The following is a 23,517-nucleotide window of genomic DNA, read 5'->3' as shown; positions in this document are numbered from 1 at the left end:
CTCGCTTTCGAGGTTTTCGACTTACAATCGAAAACGTGCCTCATACTAGCACCGAACACGAAGTGCTTGCCGTCGTATTCCAGGTTGGCGACGCACACTCCCGTAAACCCGCCCTTAACGTGCTGTTATGGCAGCGCGCCCTGGAGCCCGAGCGTGGCAAATGGTCACTGCCCGGCGGCCGCCTTCGCGCCGACGAGGATCTGACGAGTTCGGTACGCCGTCAGCTTGCCGAGAAGGTCGACGTGCGCGAGATCGCTCATCTTGAACAGCTCGCTGTCTTCTCCGACCCGGGACGGGCGCCTGGTGTTCGCACGATCGCGTCGACATTCCTCGGCCTGGTGCCCTCGGTCGCCTCCCCCGAACTTCCCCCGGACACCCGCTGGCATCCGGTCAGCGACCTGCCGGAGATGGCCTTCGACCACCGCCCGATGGTGGAGTACGCGCGAACCCGACTGGTCGCCAAGCTCTCCTACACGAATATCGGATTTGCGCTGACGCCAAAGGAATTCGCGCTTTCGACGTTGCGCGACATCTACGGAGCCGCCCTCGGCTACCAGGTCGACGCCACGAATCTGCAGCGCGTGCTGGCCCGTCGCGGCGTCATCACACCGACCGGGACGACGGCACATCCCGGCCGCAGCGGCGGGCGTCCGGCAGCGCTGTATCGCTTCACCGACTCGCAGTTGAGGGTGACCGACGAGTTTGCCGCGTTGCGCCCTCCCGGGTGAGTCGGCTGGCTTCTTAGACCCTTCTTAAGGTAAAAAGGGTGGGATGCATCCGGTGAGCACAGGGGCGCCGAGCCCCGAATGGATCGGCCGCGCCCCGCACGAGGAGCTCGAGCGTGGTGCGCATCCCCTGTTGCCGAGTGACGATCCCTTCTACGAACCGCCTGCCGGCTTCGAGCACGCCGAACCCGGCACCGTGCTGCGTTCACGCGACGTCCAGCTGGGTTTTCTCGGACTGATCCCGCAGCGGGTGCGGGCCACCCAGCTGCTGTACCGCACCACGGACCACAACGGTTTGCCCCAGGCCACCGTCACCACCGTGCTCATCCCGACCGGTCACACCCCCGACCAGGTCCGCAACATCGTCTCCTACCAGTGCGCCATCGACGCCGTGGCTTCGCGCTGCTTCCCGTCGTACGCCATGCGCCGGCATGCCAAGGCCGTCGGCTCACTGCCCCAGTTGGAGTATCTGCTCGTCGCGGCCGCGCTGGCCGAGGGCTGGGTGGTGTCCGTTCCGGACCACGAGGGTCCGGCCGGCATCTGGGGTGCACCCTATGAACCCGGCTACGCCGTCCTGGACGGTTTGCGGGCCGCGCTCGGTTTCGAGCGGTTCGGCCTCGCCGCGGACAGCCAGATCGGGCTGTGGGGCTACTCCGGCGGCGGATTGGCCAGCGCGTGGGCGGCCGAGATGCACGAGGACTACGCGCCTGAGCTCAACCTTGTCGGTGCCGTTCTCGGCTCGCCGGTCGGCGACCTGGGCCACACGTTCCGCAAGCTCAACGGCTCCTACCTGGCTGCGTTGCCCGCGCTGGTGGTGTCCGCACTGGCCAAGACCTACCCGGATCTGAACCGCGTCATCGAGCAGAACGCCACCGAAGAAGGACTGGCGCTGTTACGGCGGCTGGAAAAAATGACGACCGCGGAGGCCGTCATCCGGTTGTTCCGCACCGACTTCGACGACCTGGTGCACCCGCCGCTGGAAGAGATCCTGGCGACGCCCGAGGTGCAATACGTCTTCGACAACATCAAACTGGGCAAGGCCGTGCCCGACCTTCCGGTGCTGATCGTCCAGGCCGTGCACGACTCGGTGATCGATGTCGACGATATCGACGACCTGGTGCACACCTACTCGGCCGGCGGCGCGCGGGTGACCTACCACCGCGACATGTTCAGCGAGCACATGCTGCTGCACCCGATGTCGGCGCCGATGACGTTGCGCTGGTTGACCGATCGGTTCGCCCAGCGCCCGATCGACGAGCACATCGTGCGGACCAAGTGGCCGACGCTGCTCAACCCGATGACCTACGCGGGCATGATGCGCCTGGGCGGAATCGTCGCCCGGGTTGTCACCGGCGGCCGGGTTCCGTTCCGCCCGCTGTAACCAGCACGCGTTCCATCGGCGGTAAAGCCCCGAGATCGTCACGCGGGGTGGCCACCGCCAGCAAGGCATACGTCAGCGCTGCGATCGCGGCCGGGAACAGCAGCGTCGTCGCGATCTGCAGCGGGCCGTGGGCGAAGAACACCGGCGGGGCCTCGGAATAGTAGAAGATCCGATGCTCCGGGCTCACCGGCGCGGTGTCGAACGGCACCGGCCCGTAGTGCCAACGCACCAGCAGCGCACCGACTCCGGCGGCGGCACCGGCGGAGGCCACCGACCCCATCCACAGCGCCGTCGCCAGCAGCGGGCCGCGATGAATGCGCCACTGCCACACCAGGACTGCGGCGACAATCGCCATCGAGGTCAGCAGGCCGACGAGCAACGCCGCCGACACGAACAGGTGATCGGATTCGCTGCCGAGGTAGGTCTGCACCCGTTGACCGGAGCGGGTCAGCGCGATCACCCCGTGCGCCGACGGCGCCAGCAGTGCCCACACCGCACCGACCACCGCGCCGGCCAGCGTCAGGCCCAGGAAGACAGTGAGAGCTGCCTTCTGCCGCTTCACTTTTGGGCCTCGAGATCATGGGAGTCGACCCGGCCGTGCCGCGAGCACTTGGCCCACCACCCGTCCGGTCGTACCTGGACCACCATCCGGCGCCCGCACTCCGCGCAGAAGCGGGGCGGTTCGAGCCCCAGCTGCGCCGCGGTGGGGACCGCGCTGCCCGCTGGCTCCCCGGTATAGACGTTGTAGATCCCGGCACTCACCGGTGCGGGCAACTGTTCGACCATCACAGGCTGGCGTTGAGGGCCTTGATCGGCATCTGCAGATCTTCGAGCAGCTCGAGATCCGACTCGGCCGGACGGCCCAGTGTGGTCAGGTAATTCCCGACGATGACGGCGTTGATGCCGCCGAGGATGCCCTGCTTGGCGCCCAGGTCGCCGAGCGTGATCTCGCGACCGCCGGCGAACCGCAGCATCGTGCGCGGCAGTGCGAGACGGAATGCGGCCACGGCCTTGAGTGCCTCCGACGCGGGCAGCACCTCCAGGTCACCGAACGGGGTACCGGGTCGCGGGTTGAGGAAGTTCAGCGGCACCTCATGCGGGTCGAGTTCGGCCAGATTGGCGGCGAATTCGGCACGCTGCTCGAGCGTCTCACCCATACCGAGGATGCCGCCGCAGCACACCTCCATGCCGGCCTCGCGGACCATCTCCAGCGTGCCCCACCGCTCTTCCCACGAGTGCGTGGTGACGACGTTCGGGAAGTACGACTGCGCGGTTTCCAGGTTGTGGTTGTAGCGGTGGACACCCATCTCCTTGAGACGATCCACCTGGTCCTGCGTGAGCATGCCCAGCGAGCAGGCGATCTGAATGTCGACCTCGTTGCGGATGGCCTCGATGCCTGCGGCCACCTGCGCCAGCAGGCGCTCGTCGGGACCGCGCACAGCGGCGACGATGCAGAACTCGGTGGCACCGGACTTGGCGGTCTGCTTGGCTGCCTCGACCAGGCTCGGGATGTCCAGCCAGGCGCTACGCACCGGCGAAGCGAACAGACCGGACTGCGAGCAGAAGTGGCAATCCTCCGGGCAGCCACCGGTTTTCAGGCTGATGATGCCTTCGACCTCGACCTCGGGTCCGCACCACTTCATCCGGACCTCGTGGGCCAGGGCCAGGAGTTCTTCGAGATGGTCGTCGGACAGCTGCAGGACTTCGAGCACCTGATCGCGATTCAGACCTTCGCCGCGCTCGAGCACCTGCTCGCGTGCCAGTGCCAATACGTCCACCGCTGCCTGCGTCACCGGCTCGTCCTCCTCGGTACTGCGAACTTGAACAGTGGTCAGGCTAGGCTACCGGTGTGCAGCTCCACAAACGCGACGTGGTCGACGCGGCGACGACATTGCTGGACAACTACGGCATGGCGGATTTGTCGATGCGGCGGCTGGCCCGCGAGCTTGCGGTCTCCCCCGGCGCGCTGTACTGGCACTTCGCCAACAAGCAGCAGCTGCTCGGCGCGGTGGCCGACCGCATCCTGGCCAATGTCGACGACGTGTCGGCCGACTGGGGCGTACGCGTCGCGGCGATCTGCGGCCAGTTGCGCGATGCCTTGCTCTCCCACACCGACGGCGCCGAGCTGGTATCGGCCAGCTTCGCCGCCGGCCAGTCCGAGGCGATGGCCCAAATCCTGTCGTGGCTGGCCGATGCGGCCGCCGTCGCCGGTGTCGATTCGGCGCACGCCGCGACCGCCGCCCGCACCGTCCTCTATTACGTGCTGGGCTTCACCGCCGACGAGCAGTCCCGACTGCAGTGGGATGCCGCCGGCGCCGACCTGCCCGATGAACAATCCGTCCTCGGCGCCGATCCCGGACGGCGATTCGACTTCGGGGTGCAGCTGCTGGTCGACGGAATCGCGGCACGACGGATCCTGCCGGTGTGATCACCGTCGACCAGGTGCGACCGATCGCGCTTGCGTTGCCGCGGGCCTACGAAACCGTTGTCCGCGACCGCATCACGTTCCGGGCCGGACGACTGGTGTTTGCGGCGTTCTCCCGCGACGAGACCGTGATGGGTGTGGGCTTCCCCAAGGAGGAACGCGAGGCAATGGTGGCGGCCGAACCGGAGAAGTTCCTGCTGCCGCGCACATCGGACATGCGCTACAACTGGATCCACGTCCGGCTGGACGCGGTCGACCTCGACGAGGTTCGCGAGCTGGTGATCGACGGCTGGAAGATGTGCGTACCGAAAAGTATTGCAGCGCAGATCAACTGATCAAGACGTGTTCGGTCCGAGCATCGCTGTCCCAGCGGCGCAGGCCGACAATCCCTGCCTCTATGTCGGAGCTGATCCCCGCTCTGGCGAGCGCTTCACCGATCTGCGCTGGCGTCAAGCGGCGGCCCAGCGTGACATGCGGGGTCCAGTGGCCGGGTGCGCTGTGGGAGAAGAGATTCCAGACGTATGGCTGGCACAGCTCGTAGATCCGGCGATGCAGGGCCAGCACTGCCTCTGACGGGATGACGAGCCGTGCCAAAGTCAGCCGGCCGCCGCCGAAAACCACTGGCGCGCCCAGCGTGGTGGGTAGCGGGAAGAGGTCGTCTAGTTCCGCCAGCCCGGTGTCCACGTCGGGTGATATGCGCTCCGCAGCGATCAGGGTGATGTGCGGTCGGTTGGTATCCGAGCGGACTCTCTGCTGGCTGGGCAGACCCGCCTCATCCAGGGCGCGCCATAATTCTCGGACGGCGGCGTCGGCGCGATCGTCGAGGAGCAACTCGATCGAATGTGCCATCTCAGATCAGGCCGGCGACCCAGTCCGGGTCGAATGCGCGGGAGCTGAACAACGCGAAGTCGTTCGGCGACACCGCGGCCACCCCGGCCGGCAGTGCGGCCCGCACCGGAGCCAACTGGGCCAGCGCCTCGCGGTTGGACTTCTCCGCGGGGCCGGGCTGTGCCGGCCAGGCACCGATCACCAGACCGGCACACGAAAGGCCTTTGGCGGCGAGCCCTTCCAAGGTCAGGGCGGTGTGATTCAGTGTGCCGAGACCGGGCTCGACGACGACGAGCACCGGAGCGGCCAGCTCGACCGCGAGATCGCGTAGCGTCGCGCCGTCGGCAGTCAGCTCCACCAGCAAGCCGCCCGCTCCCTCGACCAGCGTGAGTCGCCCGGGGCGGTCCACCCCGCGCACGGCGCTCAACAACTCTTCGGTGCTGGGCAAGGGCAGGCCGGCGCGCTCGGCGGCCGCCACCGGTGCCAGCGGCTCCGGGTAGCGGGCGACACCGACCAGTTCGGTGACGCCGGAAAGCCGGCCGACCTCGGCCAGATCGTCGTCACCGTCGGCCGTGCCGGTCTGCACGGGCTTGCACACCGCGACGTCCCGCTCGGCGACCCGGGCGTGGCAGGCCAGCGCCGCCGTCACGACGGTCTTTCCCACTCCGGTCCCGGTGCCGGTGATGACCAGGACGCTCATCTCGGCCGCGCCGCCAATACCGACGTCAGGACCTGGCGCGCGGTATCCATCTCATCGTCGGTCAGCGACGCCCGCGCGGTCAGCCGCAACCGCGAGGTCCCCGCGGGCACCGTCGGCGGCCGGAAGCAGCCCACCCGAACCCCGGCATCCAGGCATGCGGTCGCCGCGGCCACCGCGATTTCCGGGTCGCCGAGAATGACTGAGACGACGGCAGATTCGGGCTTCTCGGGTACGTCGCACATTTGTGCCAATTCCCGCGCCCGGTCAATCACGGCGGTGGCCCGCTGCGGCTCGGCGGCCAGCACGGTGAGCGCGGCCAATGCGGCGCCGACAGGGGCGGGCGCCAGCCCGGTGTCGAAGATCATCGTCCGCGCGGCATCGATGAGGTGGTCGCGCACGGCAGCTGGGCCGAGCACCGCGCCGCCCTGGCTGCCCAGTGACTTCGACATGGTCGTCGTCATGATCACGTCGGGTGACCCCGCCAGGCCGGCCTCGTGGATCAGGCCGCGGCCGCCGACACCGCGCACCCCGAGCCCGTGCGCCTCGTCGACCAGCAGCAGTGCCCCGTGTTTGCGGCAGACCTCGTGCAGTCGGCGCAGCGGCGCCAGCGCGCCGTCGGTGCTGAACACCGACTCGGTGATGACCAGTGCCCGGTCTTCGTCGCGGCCGGCCAGTGCGGCCTCGACCGCGTCGACATCGAGGTGCGGCGCAACGACGACGCGGGCCCGGGACAGTCGGCAGGCGTCGACGAGGGAGGCGTGGGACAGGGCGTCGGACACGATCAGCGAACCTGGGCCGGACAGCGCAACGGTGGCGCCGATGTTGGCGGTGTAGCCGGAGGAGAACACCAGCGCGGCCTCGGCGCCGACGAAATCGGCCAGCGCGCTTTCGAATTCCTCGTGCAGTTCGGTGTTGCCGGTGACCAGCCGGGAGCCGGTGGATCCGGCACCCCAGGTGCGCAGCGCGGCCACCCCGCCGTCGATGACCGCGGGATGTTGCGACAGGCCCAGGTAGTCGTTGGAGGCCAGGTCCAGTTCGGTGGCCACCGCCGGCCGCGTTCGCAGGGATCGGCGCAGGCCGGCCTCCCGGCGCTGCTGCTCGACGGTGTCGAGCCAGGCCAGTGGGGACAGACCGACGCGTGTCACGGGCACTCCTCCGACGCTACTTGAACACCGTTCAGGTTAGCGTGACGAAGAGCACCGAGGCACGAGGGGTGAGGAGTCGCGTCATTTAACCCAGTGCACGGGCAACGGCGACCATCGCCGAGGTGATCTGGTCTACCTCGGCGGGGGTGCAGATAAACGGCGGCATCGCGTAGATGAGGTTGCGGAAGGGCCGCAGCCAGACACCGTTGTCCAGGGCGACCGGGGTCGCGACGGTGAGGTCGACCGGCTCGCGCGTCTCGATCACCCCGATCGCACCGAGGACCCGGACGTCGGCGACCGACGGCAGCGCCCGCGCCGGCTCCAGCCCTTCGGCCAGCCCGGCGCCGATCTCGGCGACCCGGGCGCGCCAATCCTGCGCGAGCAGCAGTTCCACCGAGGCCACCGACACCGCGCACGCCAGTGCATTGGCCATGAAGGTCGGGCCGTGCATCAGCGCGCCCGCCTCGCTGCCGCTGATCGTGCGCGCGATGTCGAGCGTGCACAGCGTCGCCGCCAGGGTGACGTATCCCCCGGTCAGCGCCTTGCCAACGCACATGATGTCTGGGCTGACCTCGGCGTGGTCGGCGGCGAACAATTCCCCGGTACGCCCGAAACCGGAGGCGATCTCGTCGAAGATCAGCAGCACACCCGCGCGGTCGCACATCGCCCGCAGGTCGGTCAGATAGCGGGGGTCGTGGAAGCGCATCCCGCCCGCGCCCTGAACCACTGGTTCGACGATGACGGCGGCGAGTTCCTCGGCATGCTCGAGAAGCTGCGCCTCGAAGGCCGCGATGTAGGCGGGGTCGTAGTCGCCCGGCACCGGCGGGGCGAACACCTGCGGCGCCAACACGTCTGTCCACAGCGAGTGCATGCCGCCGTCGGGATCGCAGACGCTCATCGGGGTGAACGTGTCGCCGTGATATCCGCCACGCCAGGTCATCAGCTTGCGCTTGCCGAAGCGGCCCGCGCTGCGGAAATACTGCAGCGCCATCTTCACCGCGACTTCGACGGCCACCGACCCGGAGTCGGAGAAGAACACGGTGTCCAAACCCGCAGGGGTGATGTCGACCAGCAGCTGCGCCAGGCGCGCCGCCGGCTCATGCGTGAGCCCGCCGAACATCACGTGGTTCATCACCGACAATTGGCGGCTCAGCGCCGCGTCGAGCACCGGGTGGCCGTGCCCGTGCACCGCCGTCCACCAGGAAGCCATCGCATCGATCGCCCGGATCTCGGTGCCGTCGCGCACCAGAGTCAGCCACGCGCCGTCGGCACGGGTGGCAACCACCGGCGCCATGGCCTCGGCGCCGATCGTGCTGTACGGGTGCCAGATGTGCGCGGCGTCGATCTCGCTGATCTGTTGGGGGGTCAACGCCGACACGCTGTGTGAGCCTAGTCCAGCTCGGTCACCACCCCTGCAGCCGTTTGCTCAACGGAATCCGTAGCTCCGACGCGCGGTTCGCTGCGGATGAGAAGAATACCCGGGTTGGGTAGATTGAGTTCCGATCATGTTGACCCTCAGCCCGACCCGCCCGCCCGTGATGGGCTCGCGAAAATCGGGGTTCTACCGCCACGATCTCGACGGCCTTCGGGGGTTGGCGATCGCGCTCGTGGCGGTGTTTCACGTCTGGTTCGGGCGTGTGTCGGGCGGCGTCGACGTCTTCCTGGTGCTGTCCGGCTTCTTCTTCGGCGGCTCCCTGTTGCGCACTGCCCTGGATCCCGACTCTTCGCTGTCGCCCTGGCCAGAGATCCGCCGACTGGTTCGCAGACTGCTGCCCGCACTTGTCGTCGTGCTTGCCGCCGGCGCGGTTCTGACCATCCTCATACAACCCCAGACCCGCTGGGAAACCTTTGCTGACCAGAGCCTGGCAAGCCTGGCGTACTACCAGAACTGGGAGCTGTCGGCGACGGAGTCGAACTACCTGCGGGCCGGTGAGGCGGTCAGCCCACTGCAGCACATCTGGTCGATGTCTGTTCAGGGACAGTTCTACCTGTCGTTCCTCATTCTTATTTTCGCGTTCGCATATTTGCTGAGACGTCGCCTTGGTGCGCGTCTGCGCGGCACGTTCGTGGCTTTGCTGGCTGTGCTCACCATCGCGTCATTCAGCTTTGCCGCCGTCCTGCACGTCACTGATCAGACGGCCAACTACTACAACAGCTTCGCCCGCGCGTGGGAGCTGCTGCTGGGCGTGCTCGTCGGGGCGGCGGTGCCCTACATCCGGTGGCCGATGTGGTTTCGCTCCGTGGCCGCCACGGTCGGGCTGGCGGCGATCGTTTCGTGTGGCGCACTGATCGACGGGGTCCGCGAGTTTCCCGGCCCATGGGCGCTGGTGCCGGTCGGGGCGACCGTGCTGATGATCCTGGCCGCGGCGAACCGCCACGCGCGGCCGTCGACCGCCGACCGGCTGCCGCTGCCCAACCGGCTGCTGTCGTCCGCCCCGCTGGTCACCCTGGGCACGATGGCGTACTCGCTCTATCTGTGGCATTGGCCGCTGCTGATCTTCTGGCTCGCCTCGACCGACGGAAGCCGGGCCGGGTTCGTGGACGGTGCCGTCATCCTCGCGATCTCCGGCGTGCTGGCCTACCTCACGATGCGGTTCATCGAGGAACCGCTGCGGTTCCGGCGCGGCGCGACGGCGCCGGTGACACCGCAGCCCAGCATCCCTTGGCGCACCCGCCTGCGCCGGCCGACGATCGCGCTGGGCACCACCGTCGCGATGCTCGGCGTGGCCCTCACCGCGACGTCATTCACCTGGCGAGAGCACGTGACGGTGCAGCGCTCGCACGGCAAGGAGCTGGTGACGCTGTCGACCGTGGGCTACCCGGGAGCACGCGCGCTGACCGAACACGCTCGCGTCCCGAAGCTGCCGATGCGACCCACGGTGCTCGAGGCCAAGAACGACCTGCCCGAGTCCACCAACGACGGCTGTATCAGTGATTTCGACAACGTCGGCGTCATCAACTGCACCTACGGCGACCTGTCCGCGACCAGAACCATCGCGCTGGCCGGCGGGTCGCACGCCGAGCACTGGATCACCGCCCTCGACGCGCTGGCCAAGACGCATCACTTCAAGGTCGTCACCTACCTGAAGATGGGTTGTCCGCTGACCACCGAGCAGGAGCCGCTCGTGATGGGCGATAACCGGCCCTACCCGAACTGCCACGAGTGGAACGAGCGGGTGATGGCCAAACTGATCAGCGACCGCCCCAGTTTCGTGTTCACGACCTCGACGCGGCCGTGGAACATCAAGCCCGGCGACGTCATGCCCGCCACCTATATCGGGATCTGGCAAACCTTGTCGGACAACAACATTCCGATCCTGGCCATGCGGGACACACCGTGGCTGGTGCGCAACGGCGAGCCGTTCTTCCCGACAGACTGCCTGGCCAAGGGTGGCGATGCGGAGTCCTGCGGAATCAAACGATCCGAGGTGCTCTCCGATCGCAACCAGACCCTGGATTTTCTTCCGATCTTCCCGCTGATGCGGGTCCTCGACCTCAGCGATGCGGTGTGCCGTCGCGACGTGTGCCGCGCGGTCGAAGGAAATGTTCTCGTCTACCACGACTCTCATCACATCTCCGCGACGTACATGCGCACGCTGATCCCGGAGCTGGGCAGGCAACTGGGGGCGGCCACCGGTTGGTGGTGACAACTTGCGCATCATGCGCGCCACGTCGATAAGGTTTGAACATGGCGTCGAGCGAACCTGCGCTGGTCACAGTGTGGCCGGGCACTCCGTACCCGCTTGGGGCCACCTATGACGGCGCGGGCACGAATTTCTCGGTGTTCTCCGAGGTCGCCGACTCCGTCGAGCTCTGCCTGATCGCCAAAGACGGCACCGAGACCCGCATCGAGCTCGACGAAGTCGACGGTTTCGTGTGGCATGCCTACCTGCCGACGATCACTCCCGGGCAGCGTTACGGCTTCCGGGTGCACGGCCCGTGGGATCCCGCGGCCGGCCACCGATGCGACCCCAGCAAGCTTCTGCTCGACCCCTACGGCAAGTCGTTCCACGGCGACTTCGACTTCGGGCAGGCGCTGTATTCCTATGACCTCGGCGCCGAAGATTTGGCGTCCGGTGGAACCCCACCGATGGTCGACTCACTCGGCCACACCATGACCAGCGTGGTGATCAACCCGTTCTTCCAATGGGGTTCCGACCATCCGCCGCGGACGCCGTACCACGAGACGATCATCTACGAGGCGCACGTCAAGGGCATGACCCAGACGCACCCGGGCATTCCCGAGGAGCTGCGCGGCACGTATGCCGGGCTGGGACACCCGGTGATCATCGAGCACCTCAAGAATCTGAACGTGACGGCCATCGAGTTGATGCCGGTGCACCAGTTCATGCACGACCACCGTCTGCTGGACCTCGGACTGCGAAACTACTGGGGCTACAACACTTTCGGCTTCTTCGCCCCGCACTACCAGTACGCGGCCAACCAGCACGCCGGGGGCGCGGTGGCCGAGTTCAAGACGATGGTGCGCTCGTTCCACGACGCGGGCATCGAGGTGATCCTCGACGTCGTCTACAACCACACCGCCGAAGGCAACCACCTGGGCCCGACGGTCAACTTCCGCGGTATCGACAATGCCGCCTACTACCGGCTGCTCGATGACGACAAGCGCTTCTACAAGGACTTCACCGGCACCGGCAACAGTCTCAATGCCCGGCATCCGCACACCCTGCAGCTGATCATGGACTCGCTGCGGTACTGGGTGCTGGAGATGCACGTCGACGGGTTCCGCTTCGATCTGGCCTCGACCCTGGCGCGGGAGTTCTACGACGTCGACCGGCTTTCCGCGTTTTTCGACCTGGTGCAGCAGGACCCGGTCATCAGCCAGGTCAAGTTGATCGCCGAGCCGTGGGACGTCGGCGAGGGCGGCTACCAGGTCGGCAACTTTCCGGGGCTATGGACCGAGTGGAACGGCAAGTACCGCGACACCGTTCGCGACTACTGGCGCGGAGAGCCCGCCACGCTGGGTGAGTTCGCTTCCCGGCTGACCGGGTCGTCGGATCTGTACGAGGCGACGGGCCGCCGGCCGAGCGCGAGTATCAACTTCGTCACCTGCCACGACGGCTTCACGCTGGCCGATCTGGTGTCCTACAACGAGAAACACAACGAAGCCAACGGTGAAGACAACCGCGACGGCGAAAGTCACAACCGGTCGTGGAACTGCGGTGTGGAGGGGCCCACCGACGACCCCGAGATCCTGGCGCTGCGGCATCAGCAGATGCGCAACATCCTGGTCACCCTGATGCTCTCGCAGGGCACCCCGATGATCGCGCACGGCGACGAGATAGGCCGCACCCAGCAGGGCAACAACAATGTCTACTGCCAGGATTCGGCACTGTCGTGGATGGACTGGAGTCTCACCGAGACCAACGCAGACCTGCTGGAGTTCACCAAGAAGGTGACCGCACTGCGCAAGGCGCATCCGGTGTTTCGCCGGCGCCGGTTCTTTGACGGTGAGCCGCTGCGCACCGGCGATCAGGTCCGCGACATCGCCTGGTTGACCACCGCGGGCACGGAGATGACGCACGACGACTGGGTTTCCGGCTTCAAGTTCGTAGGCGTGTTCCTCAACGGCGAAGCAATCCCGGAACCGAACGCGCGCGGGGAGCGGGTGGTCGACGACTCGTTTCTGCTGTGCTTCAACGCCCACAAGAAGGCAATAGAGTTCACCGTTCCCGACAGTGAATACGCGCAGGCGTGGAGCGCCGTTCTGGACACCTCGGCCGCCACCGGCACCACGGACGTGGTGGTGAAAGCGGGCGAAACGATCAGTGTTCCATCTCGCTCGGTTTTGGTGCTTCAAAAGACTGCCTAGCGGGAACAGGCTCAGCTATGGCTTACCCGGTGCTGTCCACCTACCGCCTGCAACTGCGTGGCGCTTCGGCGGGCGACGCGTTCACTTTCGCCGATGCCGAGAAACTCCTCGACTATTTCGACTCACTCGGCGTCTCGCACCTCTACCTGTCCCCCATCCTGACCGCGGCGCCGGGGTCCACACACGGCTACGACGTCACCGACCCGACGACGGTGTCCGAGGAGCTGGGTGGGGCCGACGGGTTGGCCCGGCTCGCCGAGGCGGCCAAGGCGCGCGGGCTGGGACTGGTGATCGACATCGTTCCCAACCACGTCGGAGTGGACCAGCCGCAGCGCAACCCGTGGTGGTGGGATGTACTCAAGCACGGGCGGGAGTCGCCGTACGCGACGTACTTCGACATCGATTGGTCGGCCGACCCGGAGGGCCGAATCCTGTTGCCGGTCTTGGGTTCTGACGGTGACGTCGCGGACCTGACGGTGGACGGCGACGTGCTGCGGCTCGGCGACCTGGCGTTCCCGATCGCGCCCGGCACCGGTGACGGGTCCGGGGCCGAAGTGCACGATCGCCAGGCCTACAAGCTGATCGGCTGGCGCAACGGGGTGTGCGGCTACCGCAGGTTCTTCTCGATCACGTCGCTGGCGGGTCTGCGCCAGGAGGACCGGGTGGTGTTCGAGAAATCCCACGCCGAGGTGGCCCGCTGGTTCACCGAGGGCCTGGTCGACGGTGTGCGCATCGATCATCCCGACGGTCTGACCGACCCGACGGGCTACCTGCGCTGGCTGCGCGAACTGACCGGGCCGCAGGCCTGGATCGTGATCGAGAAGATCCTCGGCGTCGACGAGCCGCTGGACCCGTCGCTGCCCATCGACGGCACCACAGGTTACGACGTACTGCGCGAGGTGGGCGGAATTTTCGTCGACCCGACCGGCGCCGAGGCGCTGACCGAACTGGTCGACGCCAACGGCTTCGACTACGCCGGGGCGCCGGAACTGCTGCGGCAGTTGAAGATCGGTGCGGCAACCGAAACTCTAGCCAGCGAGCTGGCCCGACTGCGCCGCTCGATCGTGGCGGCGGTGGGCGCCGACCACCCGCAGCTGCCGGACGCGGTGGCGGCCCTGCTGACACATGTCGGTGTGTACCGGTCGGATTACCTCAACCTGTCGGCGGTGCTGTCTACCGCGATCGCGCACACCGTCGCCGCCCACCCCGAGCTGGCCGAGCCTCTGGAGCTCGTCTCGGCGGCGCTGGCGAGTGACTCAGCTGAGCCCGGTGCGCGGCTGCAGCAGCTGTGCGGGGCGATGACAGCGAAGTCGGTCGAGGACTGCTACTTCTATCGTGATGCGCGGCTGGTGTCGCTCAACGAGGTCGGTGGCGAGCCGGAGCGGTTCGGCGTCAGCGCAGCCGAGTTCCATCGCAGTGCGGCGGTCCGCGGGCGGCTGTGGCCGAAGTCGATGACCACTCTGTCCACCCACGACACCAAACGCGGCGAGGACGTGCGGGCACGCATCGGGGTGCTGTCGCAGGTGCCGTCGCTGTGGGCGGAGTTCGTGGGCAGCTGGCAGACCAGTACACCGGCACCGGACGCCGCGACGGCGTTGTTCCTGCTGCAGAACATCTTCGGCGTGTGGCCGGCCGACGGGCTGATCACCGACGAGCTGCGCACCCGCCTGCATGCCTACACCGAGAAGGCGATTCGCGAAGCCGGCTGGCACACCTCATGGAACGATCCGGACACCGAGTTCGAGGACGGCGTGCACGCCTGGGTCGACGCGATTCTGGACGGTCCGGTGGCCACCGAGATGACCGGCGTGGTGGTCCAGCTCAAGCCGCACGCACACAGCGATGCCCTCGGCCAGAAGCTGCTGGCGCTGACGGTCCCCGGCATCCCCGACGTCTATCAGGGCACGGAGCTGTGGGAAGACAGCCTCGTCGACCCCGACAACCGCAGGCCGGTCGACTACTCGAAGCGCAGTGCCGAATTGGAGCGCCTGTCGCACAGCAAGATTCGCGTGGTGCACGCCGCGCTGCAGGCCCGGCGTGACCGTCCGGAGACATTCCTGTCCGGCGACTACCGCCCGGTGCTCGCCACCGGCGTGGCCGCACCCCATATCGTGGCGTTCCAACGAGGCGTCGACGTGCTGGTCGCGGTCACCCGCTGGACCGTCCGCCTGCACCATGACGGCTGGGGCGACACGGTTTTGCCGCTGCCGGAGGGGGTGTGGACCGACCGGCTGACGGGTGCGCGCTGGAGCGGGCCGACACCGGCCGGTGACCTGTTCGCGGAGCTTCCCGTCGTCCTGTTGGAGAGATCAGATGCCTGAATTCGCGGTGTGGGCACCGCTTCCCAAACTGGTGCGCGTCGAGGTCGACGGAGCGCTGCATGACATGACCGTCGACGACGACGGGTGGTGGCGTGCCGACGTCGACTCGGCCTCGGACGCCCGGTACGGATTCGTCCTCGATGACGACCCGGCGGTACTGCCCGATCCGCGCTCGCCGCGCCAGCCCGACGGAGTGCACGAGCGGTCACAGCTGTGGGACGCCTCGGCAGCACAGTGGTCAGATCGGCAGTGGGCGGGCCGCTCGATCGAGGGCGCGGTGATCTACGAATTGCACACCGGCACGTTCACGCCGGCCGGCACGTTCGAGGCCGCGATCGAGAAGCTGGACTACCTGGTGGATCTCGGCGTCGACTTCGTCCAGCTGATGCCCGTCAACGCCTTCAACGGCGACCACGGCTGGGGATACGACGGGGTGCTGTGGTACGCGGTCCACGAACCCTATGGCGGCCCAGACGGTTTGGTGCGCCTCATCGACGCCGCGCACAACCGCGGACTCGGGGTGCTGATCGATGCGGTGTTCAACCACCTCGGCCCGTCGGGCAACTATCTGCCGAAATACGGGCCGTACCTGTCGTCGGTGAGCAACCCGTGGGGCGAAGGCATCAACCTCGCGGGCCCGGATGCCGACGAGGTGCGGCGTTACATCATCGACTGCGCGCTGCGCTGGATGCGCGACTTCCACGCCGACGGCCTTCGCCTGGATGCGGTGCACGCGCTGGTCGACAACACCGCGATTCACATTCTCGAGGAGATGGCGGCCGAAACCGACGCTCTCTCAGCGGTTCTGGGCCGTCCGCTGTCACTGATCGCCGAGAGCGACCTCAACGATCCACGGCTGATCACACCTCGCGACCGCGGCGGGTACGGTCTGACCGCGCAGTGGGACGACGACATCCATCACGCCATCCACACCGCGGTGTCCGGTGAGCGGCAGGGCTATTACGCCGATTTCGGCTCGATGGCCGCGCTGGCGACCACCCTGCAGAACGGCTACTTCCACGCGGGTACCTACTCCTCGTTCCGGCATCGCAGACATGGCAGGCCGCTGGACAAGACGCTGATCCCGGCGACCCGGTTGACGGCGTACACCTGCACCCACGACCAGGTCGGCAATCGCGCCACCGGTGACCGGCCTTCGCAGAACCTCGACTACGGCCAGCTCGCCATCAAAGCCGCGCTGGCGCTCGGATCCCCCTACACGGCAATGCTTTTCATGGGTGAGGAATGGGCGGCGTCAAGCCCGTTCCAGTTCTTCAGCTCGCACACCGAACCCGAGCTGGCCAAGGCGACCGCGGAGGGTCGCAAGGCCGAATTCGCCGACCACGGCTGGGATGCCGACGACATCCCCGACCCGCAGGACCCGCAGACCTTCCTCCGCTCGAAGCTGAAGTGGGACGAGGTCGACGAGGGCAGGCACGCCGAGCTGCTGGCGTTCTACCGGGGGCTGATCGCGTTGCGCCGCGACGAGCCGGACATGGCCGATCCGTGGCTGGCGCATCTGGTGGTCGACTACGACGAGGACGAACGCTGGATCGTGTTGCGGCGCGGCCGCATCGCGATCGCCTGCAACCTCAGCGAGCAGCCGGTCAGCGTGCCGGTGACCGGTGAGGTCGTGCTGGCCTGGGGCGATCCCGACGTCGGCGCCCACGGCACCGCGTTGCCGGGCCACTCGGTGGTGGTGACGCGCGCGGCCTAGGTCTGCGCGGGTTTCTGCTCGAAGTCCGCGGACAAGGCGATGCCTTTCCAGGCCTCGAGATCACGGCTGGTCTGTTCGAGCTTGGCGGCGATGCTCTCGACCGCGTTGGCGCCCAGCTGGATCCGTTCGGGCAGGTCGTCACGGCCTGCCAGGTCCACGATGATCTCGGCGGCCTTGCGTGGGTCACCAGCCTGCGCCTGATTGTTGTCGGTGGCCCACACGCGAGCCGCGCCACCACTGGCCTCGTAGTCGTCGATCTCCTTCTCGGCGATGTGCAGACTGCTGCCGTCGAGGAAGTCGGTCCGGAACGGACCCGGTTCCACGGCGACCACCGTGATCCCCAGCGGCGCCAGCTCGAGCCGCATGGCCTCCGACAGGCCCTCCAACGCGAATTTCGTCGCGCTGTAGATGCCCCACCCCGCCCAGGCCACGACACCGCCGACCGACGAGATGTTGATGACGGTGCCACACCGTTGATCCCGCATGTGCGGCAACACCTCTCGGGTGACGGCCAGCAGACCGAACACGTTGACGTCGAAGGCGGCCCGCGCCTCGGCATCGGAGGTCTCCTCGATGGCGCCGACCAGTCCGCGGCCGGCGTTGTTCACCAGCGCATCGATCCGGCCGAACCTGGAGATCGCCGACGCAACGGCGGCAGTGATCTGCTCGGGGCGATGAACGTCGAGTTCCACGGCGAGCAGCCGGTCCCCCGCGGTTGGCAGTGCGTCCAGCACGGCCTGCGGGTTGCGGGCGGAGGCGACGACGCTGTCACCGCGTTCGAGTGCGACCTTGGCAATCTCGAGGCCGAATCCGCGCGAGGCGCCGGTGATGAACCAGACAGTCATGGGGTGTCCTTTCGTCAAGGTTGGCTACGTCAGACTCAACGCGGCCGGCGGCGCGTTCATCGCGGTTATCGCGCCCTGCTGTTCCTAGGACTGCCAGTCCTGGTTTCACATGCCGATAATGGGGACCATGGGTTCGGCGGGAGAGCTGCGGGAATTTCTGACGTCACGTCGTGCCCGGTTGTCCCCCGCCGACGTCGGTCTCCGCGCCGGGAGCGGGCGGCGGGTGAGCGGGTTGCGCCGCGAGGAACTCGCCATGCTCGCCGGCGTCAGCGCCGACTACTACGCGCGTTTGGAACAGGGGCGTGCCCGCAACGTCTCCGACTCCGTGCTCACCGCCGTGGCCGACGCGCTGCGGCTGGACGACGTGGAGCGCAAGCACCTGATCGAGTTGGTTCGGCCGGCCAAAGCCGACGGGTCGGTCGCCGCGCCGATTCGTGCCCGAGCTGCGCTGAGATCGATGATCCATGCGTTGGATCCGACGCCGGCGATGCTCTACGGCCCTCGCCTTGAAGTGCTCGCGGTCAACCGGATGGCGGTGCTGTTGTTCGACGACTTCGACGCGATGCCGGTCGCCGAACGCAACATGATCCGGTGGATGTTCCTCAATCCTAAAGCCCGCCAGGTGTATCCCGATTGGCCGGAGATCGCCGCCCAGCTGGTGGCTATCTTGCGTCTGGCCGCCGGCCGCGACGCCGAGGACAAGCTCGTGGCTGAACTGGTCAACGATGTGTCAGCGCGCTCCGACGACTTTGCGAAGTGCTGGGCGGACTACCGGGTGTTCCAGCACACCCACGGCCCAAAGCGGTATCGGCACGACAAAGTCGGAACCATGACGCTCAACTACGAAACACTCGTTCCACCAACCGATCCCGATCTGCGCGTCATCCTCTACACCGCCGATGTCGGCTCGCCGTCGGCGGCCAAGCTGGCGGAGCTGAGCAGGCGGGACGCGGCGGAGTAAGGCTGTGGATAGCGGAATTCCCCGCGGCACAAGACGGTGCACCATACGGCGGTATGACGGACTTACTACCGATCCCCCCGACGGAGACCGCGACCGACCCCATTCATTCGCCTGCAGACCTGCGCGAGCGGTGGCGGGCGTTGATGGGGCCGCTCGGATTCGGCGAGAGACTGCTGTGGATCGGCATCGTCGGACCAGACCGGCGGATGATCAAGACGCTGACCCAGATGCCTATCGGACGTGCCCCCGACCGTGCCGTGCTCAGCGAATTGCTCGCAGGAATGATGATGATTGCTCGGGAGTCCGCTCCCGGAAGCACTTTGGCGATGCTGCTGACCAGACCGGGGTCCGACGGCATCAGCGCTGAGGATCGGCGATGGTCGGAGGTAATAGCCCACATTGCCCGCGAACAGAACGTATCCCTAGAAGCTCTTTTCCGGGCGAACGATCGAAGTCTCCTACCGCTTTAAGTGCTACCATGTGCTACATGGAGCGCATCGGGCTGCGAGAGCTGCGCCAGCATGCGAGCCAGTATGTCGACCGAGCAGCCGGCGGCGAATCCATCGAAATCACCGTGCGTGGGCGACTGGTAGCCATGCTGGTGCCCGCTGGTGAGGGAACCTGGGACGACCTGATTGTGCGCGGCGAGGTGCTACCGGCTCCGTCGCGCCTGAATCTGCTCGACGAACCGGCGCGGGACTACGGTTTCGACGCATCAGAATCCTTGCGTCGACTTCGGGACCACGAGCGTTGATGCAGGTTTACCTCGACACCTCCGCTTTGATGAAACTCGTGGTCCTCGAGCCCGAAACACCAGCACTACGAACGTATTTGACACAGTATCCCGACGATGTCCGGTTCACCGCGGCACTGTCGCGTACCGAGCTGCTCAGGGCAGTCCGGCGCAGCGGCTCGTATGAGCTTGCCGCACAAGCTCACCGACTGCTGGGCCGACTCGACTTGGTTGCAATGACTACCCGGCTGCTCGACGAAGCCGGCACAATCGGACCGCCCGAGCTGAGGACGCTGGACGCGATCCACTTGGCGGCCGCGCGTACCGCGCCTGCGTTGCGGAGCCTTGTCACATACGACCTCCGGCTTGCCGCGGCCGCCGAGGCCGTAGGCGTCACAGTCGCGACCCCGCAATAACGCTTAGGTCAGATACCGGTACGCCGGTGAACCCGGCTCCAGCGGCTCCACATGCAGGCCGGAGGCATCCATGCGCGCCCGCAGCCCGTCCAGGCCCGCGGCCGAGCCGAGCTCGATACCGACCAGCGCCTCACCGGTCTCGCGGTTGTTGCGCTTGACGTACTCGAACAGGGTGATGTCGTCGTTCGGCCCGAGGATCTCGTCGAGGAACCGGCGCAGTGCGCCCGGCTCCTGCGGGAAGTCGACCAGGAAATAGTGCTTGAGCCCGAGGTGCACCAGCGACCGCTCGAGCACCTCGCCGTAGCGCGACACGTCGTTGTTGCCGCCGGAGATCAGGCACACCACCGTCGACCCCGGTTCCACGCCGGCCTCCAGCAGCCCGGCCACCGACAGCGCCCCGGCGGGCTCGGCGATGATGCCCTCGTTCTGGTAGAGGTCGAGCATCGCCGTGCAGACCGCGCCCTCGTCGACCGTCGTCACCGACACCATGTCGCCGGCCGCGGCCAGTGCCTGATACGGCAGTGCCCCGATCCGCTTCACTGCTGCGCCGTCGACGAACTGGTCGACCTGCTCGAGGTCGACCGGGCCACCCGCGGCCAGCGCCGCGATCATCGATGCGGCGCCGGCGGGCTCGACGCCCAACACCGCGGTGTTGGTGGTCCGCTCAGCCAGGTAGGTGGTGATGCCGGCAATGCACCCGCCGCCGCCGACCGGCACGACCACCAGATCCGGCTCGGTGTCGAGCTGGGCGAGGATCTCCATGGCGATGGTGCCCTGCCCGGCCATCGTGCGCGGATCGTCGAACGGCGGGACCAGGGTGGCGCCCGTGCGGGCGACGTCGTCGAGGGCGGCCGCGGCAGCCAGGTCGTAGGTGGCCCCGCCGACGATCAGGTCGATGAACTCGCCGCCGTGGTAGCGAATCCGGTCGCGCTTCTGCTTCGGCGTCTTGGCCGGCACATACACCCGGCCGTGCACTCCCATCAGCCGGCAGGCCAGCGCGAAGCCCTGCGCGTGGTTACCGGCCGACGAGCAGACGACCCCGGCGGACAGTTCGGCCTCGGAGAGCTGCTTGAGCAGGTTGTAGGCACCCCGCAGCTTGTAGGACCGCACGCTCTGCAAGTCCTCGCGCTTAAGGTAGACGTCGGCGCCGGTGGCCTGCGAAAGCCGGTCGCTGTACTGCAGCGGGCTCTGGCTGACCACGTCCGAAATTCGCTGACCGGCCTCATCGATGTCGGCCGCTGAAATAGGTGGGCTCAGCGGCGTCCTTCGAGAATCATGGCTCAGTTCAGCGGACACCGATCAATGGTGCCACCGTGGGCCCCAAATCAGTGAATCGTTATGCCGATGCGCGCGGTGAAACGGCGCGCCAGCAGCGCCACGAGCTCGGGGTGTGCGCCGAGCGGCTCGGTCGCCGCCTGTGCGCCGCAACCGGCCAGCTTGGTGTGGAACACCCCGGGCGCCAGCAGGTAGGACGCGATGAACACCCGCCGCCCCCGAGAGCGGATCCGGCCCACGAGATCCGCGACGGTCGGCGCACCGGTGGCGACGAACCCGAGATGCACCTCACCCACCCTGTCGGCCAACAGCGAGGCGGCCTCGACCAGTTCGCGCCGGGCCGCCGGATCCGAGGAGCCGGCAGCGGCCATCACCACCGCGTCGCCGGGTGACCAACCCACCTCGAGCAGCCGGGTGTGCATGATCTCGGCCAGCACCGGATCGGGTCCCAAGGCCGGGGTGATCGTCACGCTCGGGTGTCCGCTTTCGGCGACCCGAGCCGGGAGGTCGGTGTTGACGTGATAGCCCGACGCCAGGAAGGCCGGAACGACGATCGCTGGTGCCGTCGAATCGGCCAGCACCTCACGAGGATTGGGTCCGAGCACGTCGACGAACGCGGTACGCACCGGGCCGACATGGTCGGCGACCGCCGACGCGATCTCGGTGATCGTGTTCAGCCCCAGCTGATTTCGGGTGCCGTGGGCGACCAGGATCAGTTCGGATGTCATGACGCCTCCACATCCACCGCGAGTCGGTAACCGCGCTTGACGACGGTCTGGACCACCCGCGGGGCGGCCAGCGCCGAACGCAGCCGCGCCATCGCGGTCTCCACCGCGTGGGTGTCCTCACCGCCGCCGGGCAGTTCGGCGAGAAGTTCCTCTCGGGACACCACCAGGCCGGGCGCCACCAGCAGCCGGCGAAGCAGGGCCATGGCCGCCGGGGGCAGCACCTTGAGCTGGCCGTCGACCTCGACGCTGGCGCTGCGGACGCTGATGCGGTGACCTCCTGCGCTCAATTGTTTTGCCAGACCGGGCAATTCCTCGGTGATCAGGCGGGCCAGGGCGCCCAGCCGATAACGCTGCGGTGAGCGCGGTTCGACGCCGAGCCGGGCCAGGGGGCTAGCCGTCACCGGGCCGACGCAAAACACCGCCACGTTGTGGCGAAGTGCGTGGACCAGACAGTCCAGTGCGCCAATGGCTTTCGCGCGTTCCAGCAGAGAAGCGACAGCGGGCGCGCTGGTGAAGCTCACCGCGTCGACGTCGGAATTGACAATCATCGAGATCAGCTGGTCGATGCGCCGGGTGTCGTCGGGCTGTTCCCAGCGGTACACCGGCACCCGGACCACCTGGGCTCCGGCCCGGGTCAGCGCGTCGCAGATGTCGGTGTCGGGTTCCCATTCGCTGGCGGCGCCATGCAGTTGCACCGCGATGCGCAGTTGGTCCACGCCCTCGGACAGCAGCCGTTCCAGCACTTCCACCGACGATTCCGACTCCGGGCTCCACTCCTCGCACAACCCGGCCTGGCGAACCGCGCCACGGGCCTTCGGGCCACGGGCCAGGATGCGCGTCGACCCCAGTGCCGCGAGCAACCCGTCGTGCACGTCCCAGCCGTGGGCGGCCTCGACCCAGCCGCGGAACCCGATACCGGTGGTCACCACCACCAGGTCGGGTGGTTCGGCGATGAGCTGTTCGGTCACCCGGTGCAGTTCGACATCGTCGACCAGCGGCACGATCCGGATCGTCGGCGCGTGAACGACCGCGGCACCGCGACGCTCCAAGAGCGTGATGAGTTCTTCGGCCCGGCGCGCGGCGGTGACCCCGACGGTGAAGCCCGCCAGCGGGTCAGCGACTTCTGATCTCGACGAATCCATCGACCACCCTGACGTCGTAGACCGGCAGTGCGTGTGACTCGTCGTCGAGGCACCGACCGTCGACCAGGGAGAACACCTGCTTGAGCAACGGCGACGCCACGGTTGGCTCGCCACGCCGATCCCCGACCAATCCGCGCGACATCACCGCGGCGCGGCCGAACGGGTCGATATTGCCGACCGCGGCCAGTGTGCCGTCGGCCAGTAGGAACAACGCGGCCTGCTCGCCGCCGGGCAGCAGCACCGCGACGCCGCGACCGGGCAGCAGTGCGCTACGCGGGCAGGCGGTGGTCCACACATCGAGGTCGAGTCCGACCCGGGCATCCGCAAGAACTGTCATGGTTT

The 23,517-nt window shown here is 67.4% G+C and carries 23 protein-coding genes; 11 read left to right on the top strand and 12 right to left on the bottom strand.

Annotation, left to right across the window (positions count from 1 at the left end):
• Nucleotides 1–35: 35 nt before the first annotated feature.
• Together K0O64_RS13785 and K0O64_RS13780 are read left to right on the top strand one after the other, a co-directional pair.
• Nucleotides 36–728 carry an NUDIX hydrolase gene (locus tag K0O64_RS13785; protein ID WP_071945045.1) on the top strand — a complete coding sequence of 231 codons (693 nt, stop codon included), beginning with the start codon at nucleotides 36–38 and terminating at the stop codon, nucleotides 726–728.
• A 43-nt stretch (nucleotides 729–771) separates the two neighbouring features.
• A complete protein-coding gene (locus K0O64_RS13780) occupies nucleotides 772–2,106 on the top strand; it encodes a lipase family protein (protein WP_071945047.1) in 1,335 nt (444 codons plus the stop codon).
• Here the strand turns inward: K0O64_RS13780 and K0O64_RS13775 are convergent.
• From K0O64_RS13775 to bioB, 3 genes are read right to left on the bottom strand one after another with little or no spacing between them, the layout of a single operon-like run.
• Nucleotides 2,072–2,668 carry a DUF2567 domain-containing protein gene (locus tag K0O64_RS13775; protein ID WP_071945049.1) on the bottom strand — a complete coding sequence of 199 codons (597 nt, stop codon included), beginning with the start codon at nucleotides 2,666–2,668 and terminating at the stop codon, nucleotides 2,072–2,074. The two genes, K0O64_RS13780 and K0O64_RS13775, sit on opposite strands and share 35 nt — an antisense overlap.
• Entirely contained in the window at nucleotides 2,665–2,892 is a 228-nt protein-coding gene (gene bsaP, locus K0O64_RS13770; RefSeq protein WP_096312856.1) for a biotin synthase auxiliary protein BsaP, read from the bottom strand. The genes K0O64_RS13775 and bsaP overlap by 4 nt, the downstream gene beginning before the upstream one ends.
• The gene (gene bioB, locus K0O64_RS13765) at nucleotides 2,892–3,884 is read right to left on the bottom strand and encodes a biotin synthase BioB (RefSeq protein WP_174714187.1); all 993 of its coding nucleotides are present in this window, start codon (nucleotides 3,882–3,884) and stop codon (nucleotides 2,892–2,894) included. Before bioB ends, bsaP begins: the two co-directional genes overlap by 1 nt.
• Nucleotides 3,885–3,955: 71 nt before the next feature.
• Between bioB and K0O64_RS13760 the strand changes: the two genes are divergently transcribed.
• Nucleotides 3,956–4,534, top strand: coding sequence for a TetR family transcriptional regulator (locus K0O64_RS13760; protein ID WP_071945055.1), 579 nt, complete (start codon nucleotides 3,956–3,958; stop codon nucleotides 4,532–4,534).
• A complete protein-coding gene (locus K0O64_RS13755) occupies nucleotides 4,531–4,866 on the top strand; it encodes an MmcQ/YjbR family DNA-binding protein (RefSeq protein ID WP_071945057.1) in 336 nt (111 codons plus the stop codon). The genes K0O64_RS13760 and K0O64_RS13755 overlap by 4 nt, the downstream gene beginning before the upstream one ends.
• Here the strand turns inward: K0O64_RS13755 and K0O64_RS13750 are convergent.
• From K0O64_RS13750 to K0O64_RS13735, 4 genes are all read right to left on the bottom strand, one after another.
• On the bottom strand, nucleotides 4,859–5,380 hold the full coding sequence (locus K0O64_RS13750; RefSeq protein WP_096311408.1) for a 2'-5' RNA ligase family protein: 522 nt from the start codon (nucleotides 5,378–5,380) through the stop codon (nucleotides 4,859–4,861). The genes K0O64_RS13755 and K0O64_RS13750 overlap by 8 nt on opposite strands.
• A 1-nt stretch (nucleotide 5,381) precedes the next feature.
• On the bottom strand, nucleotides 5,382–6,059 hold the full coding sequence (gene bioD / locus K0O64_RS13745; protein WP_096311407.1) for a dethiobiotin synthase: 678 nt from the start codon (nucleotides 6,057–6,059) through the stop codon (nucleotides 5,382–5,384).
• A complete protein-coding gene (locus K0O64_RS13740; protein ID WP_096312855.1) occupies nucleotides 6,056–7,204 on the bottom strand; it encodes an 8-amino-7-oxononanoate synthase in 1,149 nt (382 codons plus the stop codon). The genes bioD and K0O64_RS13740 overlap by 4 nt, the downstream gene beginning before the upstream one ends.
• 85 nt (nucleotides 7,205–7,289) lie before the next feature.
• Nucleotides 7,290–8,582 (bottom strand): adenosylmethionine--8-amino-7-oxononanoate transaminase, encoded by a 1,293-nt coding sequence (locus K0O64_RS13735; RefSeq protein WP_096311406.1) that lies wholly within the window; start codon nucleotides 8,580–8,582, stop codon nucleotides 7,290–7,292.
• Nucleotides 8,583–8,709: 127 nt separating this feature from the next.
• Between K0O64_RS13735 and sucT the strand changes: the two genes are divergently transcribed.
• From sucT to treZ, 4 genes are read left to right on the top strand one after another with little or no spacing between them, the layout of a single operon-like run.
• On the top strand, nucleotides 8,710–10,851 hold the full coding sequence (gene sucT / locus K0O64_RS13730) for an acetyltransferase SucT (protein WP_096311405.1): 2,142 nt from the start codon (nucleotides 8,710–8,712) through the stop codon (nucleotides 10,849–10,851).
• A 41-nt stretch (nucleotides 10,852–10,892) separates the two neighbouring features.
• Complete coding sequence (gene glgX, locus K0O64_RS13725; protein ID WP_096311404.1) at nucleotides 10,893–13,037, top strand: glycogen debranching protein GlgX; 2,145 nt, start codon at nucleotides 10,893–10,895, stop codon at nucleotides 13,035–13,037.
• Between the two features lie 17 nt (nucleotides 13,038–13,054).
• Complete coding sequence (gene treY, locus K0O64_RS13720) at nucleotides 13,055–15,358, top strand: malto-oligosyltrehalose synthase (RefSeq protein ID WP_096311403.1); 2,304 nt, start codon at nucleotides 13,055–13,057, stop codon at nucleotides 15,356–15,358.
• Nucleotides 15,351–17,075 (top strand): malto-oligosyltrehalose trehalohydrolase, encoded by a 1,725-nt coding sequence (treZ, locus tag K0O64_RS13715; protein ID WP_096311402.1) that lies wholly within the window; start codon nucleotides 15,351–15,353, stop codon nucleotides 17,073–17,075. The genes treY and treZ overlap by 8 nt, the downstream gene beginning before the upstream one ends.
• Here treZ and K0O64_RS13710 read toward each other — a convergent pair.
• Entirely contained in the window at nucleotides 17,072–17,920 is an 849-nt protein-coding gene (locus K0O64_RS13710) for an oxidoreductase (RefSeq protein ID WP_096311401.1), read from the bottom strand. The two genes, treZ and K0O64_RS13710, sit on opposite strands and share 4 nt — an antisense overlap.
• Nucleotides 17,921–18,047: 127 nt before the next feature.
• Between K0O64_RS13710 and K0O64_RS13705 the strand changes: the two genes are divergently transcribed.
• The 3 genes from K0O64_RS13705 to K0O64_RS13695 all read left to right on the top strand — a co-directional run bounded on the left by K0O64_RS13705 (nucleotide 18,048) and on the right by K0O64_RS13695 (nucleotide 20,030).
• Entirely contained in the window at nucleotides 18,048–18,881 is an 834-nt protein-coding gene (locus K0O64_RS13705; protein WP_096311400.1) for a helix-turn-helix transcriptional regulator, read from the top strand.
• A gap of 487 nt (nucleotides 18,882–19,368) precedes the next feature.
• Entirely contained in the window at nucleotides 19,369–19,635 is a 267-nt protein-coding gene (locus K0O64_RS13700) for a type II toxin-antitoxin system Phd/YefM family antitoxin (protein ID WP_217353570.1), read from the top strand.
• Nucleotides 19,635–20,030, top strand: a complete 396-nt coding sequence (locus tag K0O64_RS13695; protein WP_217353569.1) for a type II toxin-antitoxin system VapC family toxin — start codon at nucleotides 19,635–19,637, stop codon at nucleotides 20,028–20,030. Before K0O64_RS13700 ends, K0O64_RS13695 begins: the two co-directional genes overlap by 1 nt.
• Before the next feature lie 3 nt (nucleotides 20,031–20,033).
• Here the strand turns inward: K0O64_RS13695 and ilvA are convergent, their stop codons facing one another.
• Genes ilvA through nirD form a run of 4 tightly spaced genes read right to left on the bottom strand, consistent with a single transcriptional unit; the run spans nucleotide 20,034 to nucleotide 23,512 of the window.
• Complete coding sequence (ilvA, locus tag K0O64_RS13690; protein WP_096311396.1) at nucleotides 20,034–21,326, bottom strand: threonine ammonia-lyase IlvA; 1,293 nt, start codon at nucleotides 21,324–21,326, stop codon at nucleotides 20,034–20,036.
• Between the two features lie 29 nt (nucleotides 21,327–21,355).
• Nucleotides 21,356–22,033: a sirohydrochlorin chelatase gene (locus tag K0O64_RS13685; RefSeq protein WP_096311395.1), complete on the bottom strand. Its 678-nt coding sequence runs from the start codon at nucleotides 22,031–22,033 to the stop codon at nucleotides 21,356–21,358.
• Entirely contained in the window at nucleotides 22,030–23,175 is a 1,146-nt protein-coding gene (locus tag K0O64_RS13680; protein WP_071945077.1) for a uroporphyrinogen-III synthase, read from the bottom strand. The genes K0O64_RS13685 and K0O64_RS13680 overlap by 4 nt, the downstream gene beginning before the upstream one ends.
• Nucleotides 23,147–23,512 carry a nitrite reductase small subunit NirD gene (gene nirD, locus K0O64_RS13675; RefSeq protein WP_071945079.1) on the bottom strand — a complete coding sequence of 122 codons (366 nt, stop codon included), beginning with the start codon at nucleotides 23,510–23,512 and terminating at the stop codon, nucleotides 23,147–23,149. Before nirD ends, K0O64_RS13680 begins: the two co-directional genes overlap by 29 nt.
• Nucleotides 23,513–23,517 lie beyond the last annotated feature (5 nt).

The sequence above is a fragment of the Mycolicibacterium pallens genome (genome assembly GCF_019456675.1).
Lineage (GTDB): Bacteria > Actinomycetota > Actinomycetes > Mycobacteriales > Mycobacteriaceae > Mycobacterium > Mycobacterium crocinum.
This window is presented reverse-complemented; position numbering and strand designations above follow the sequence as displayed.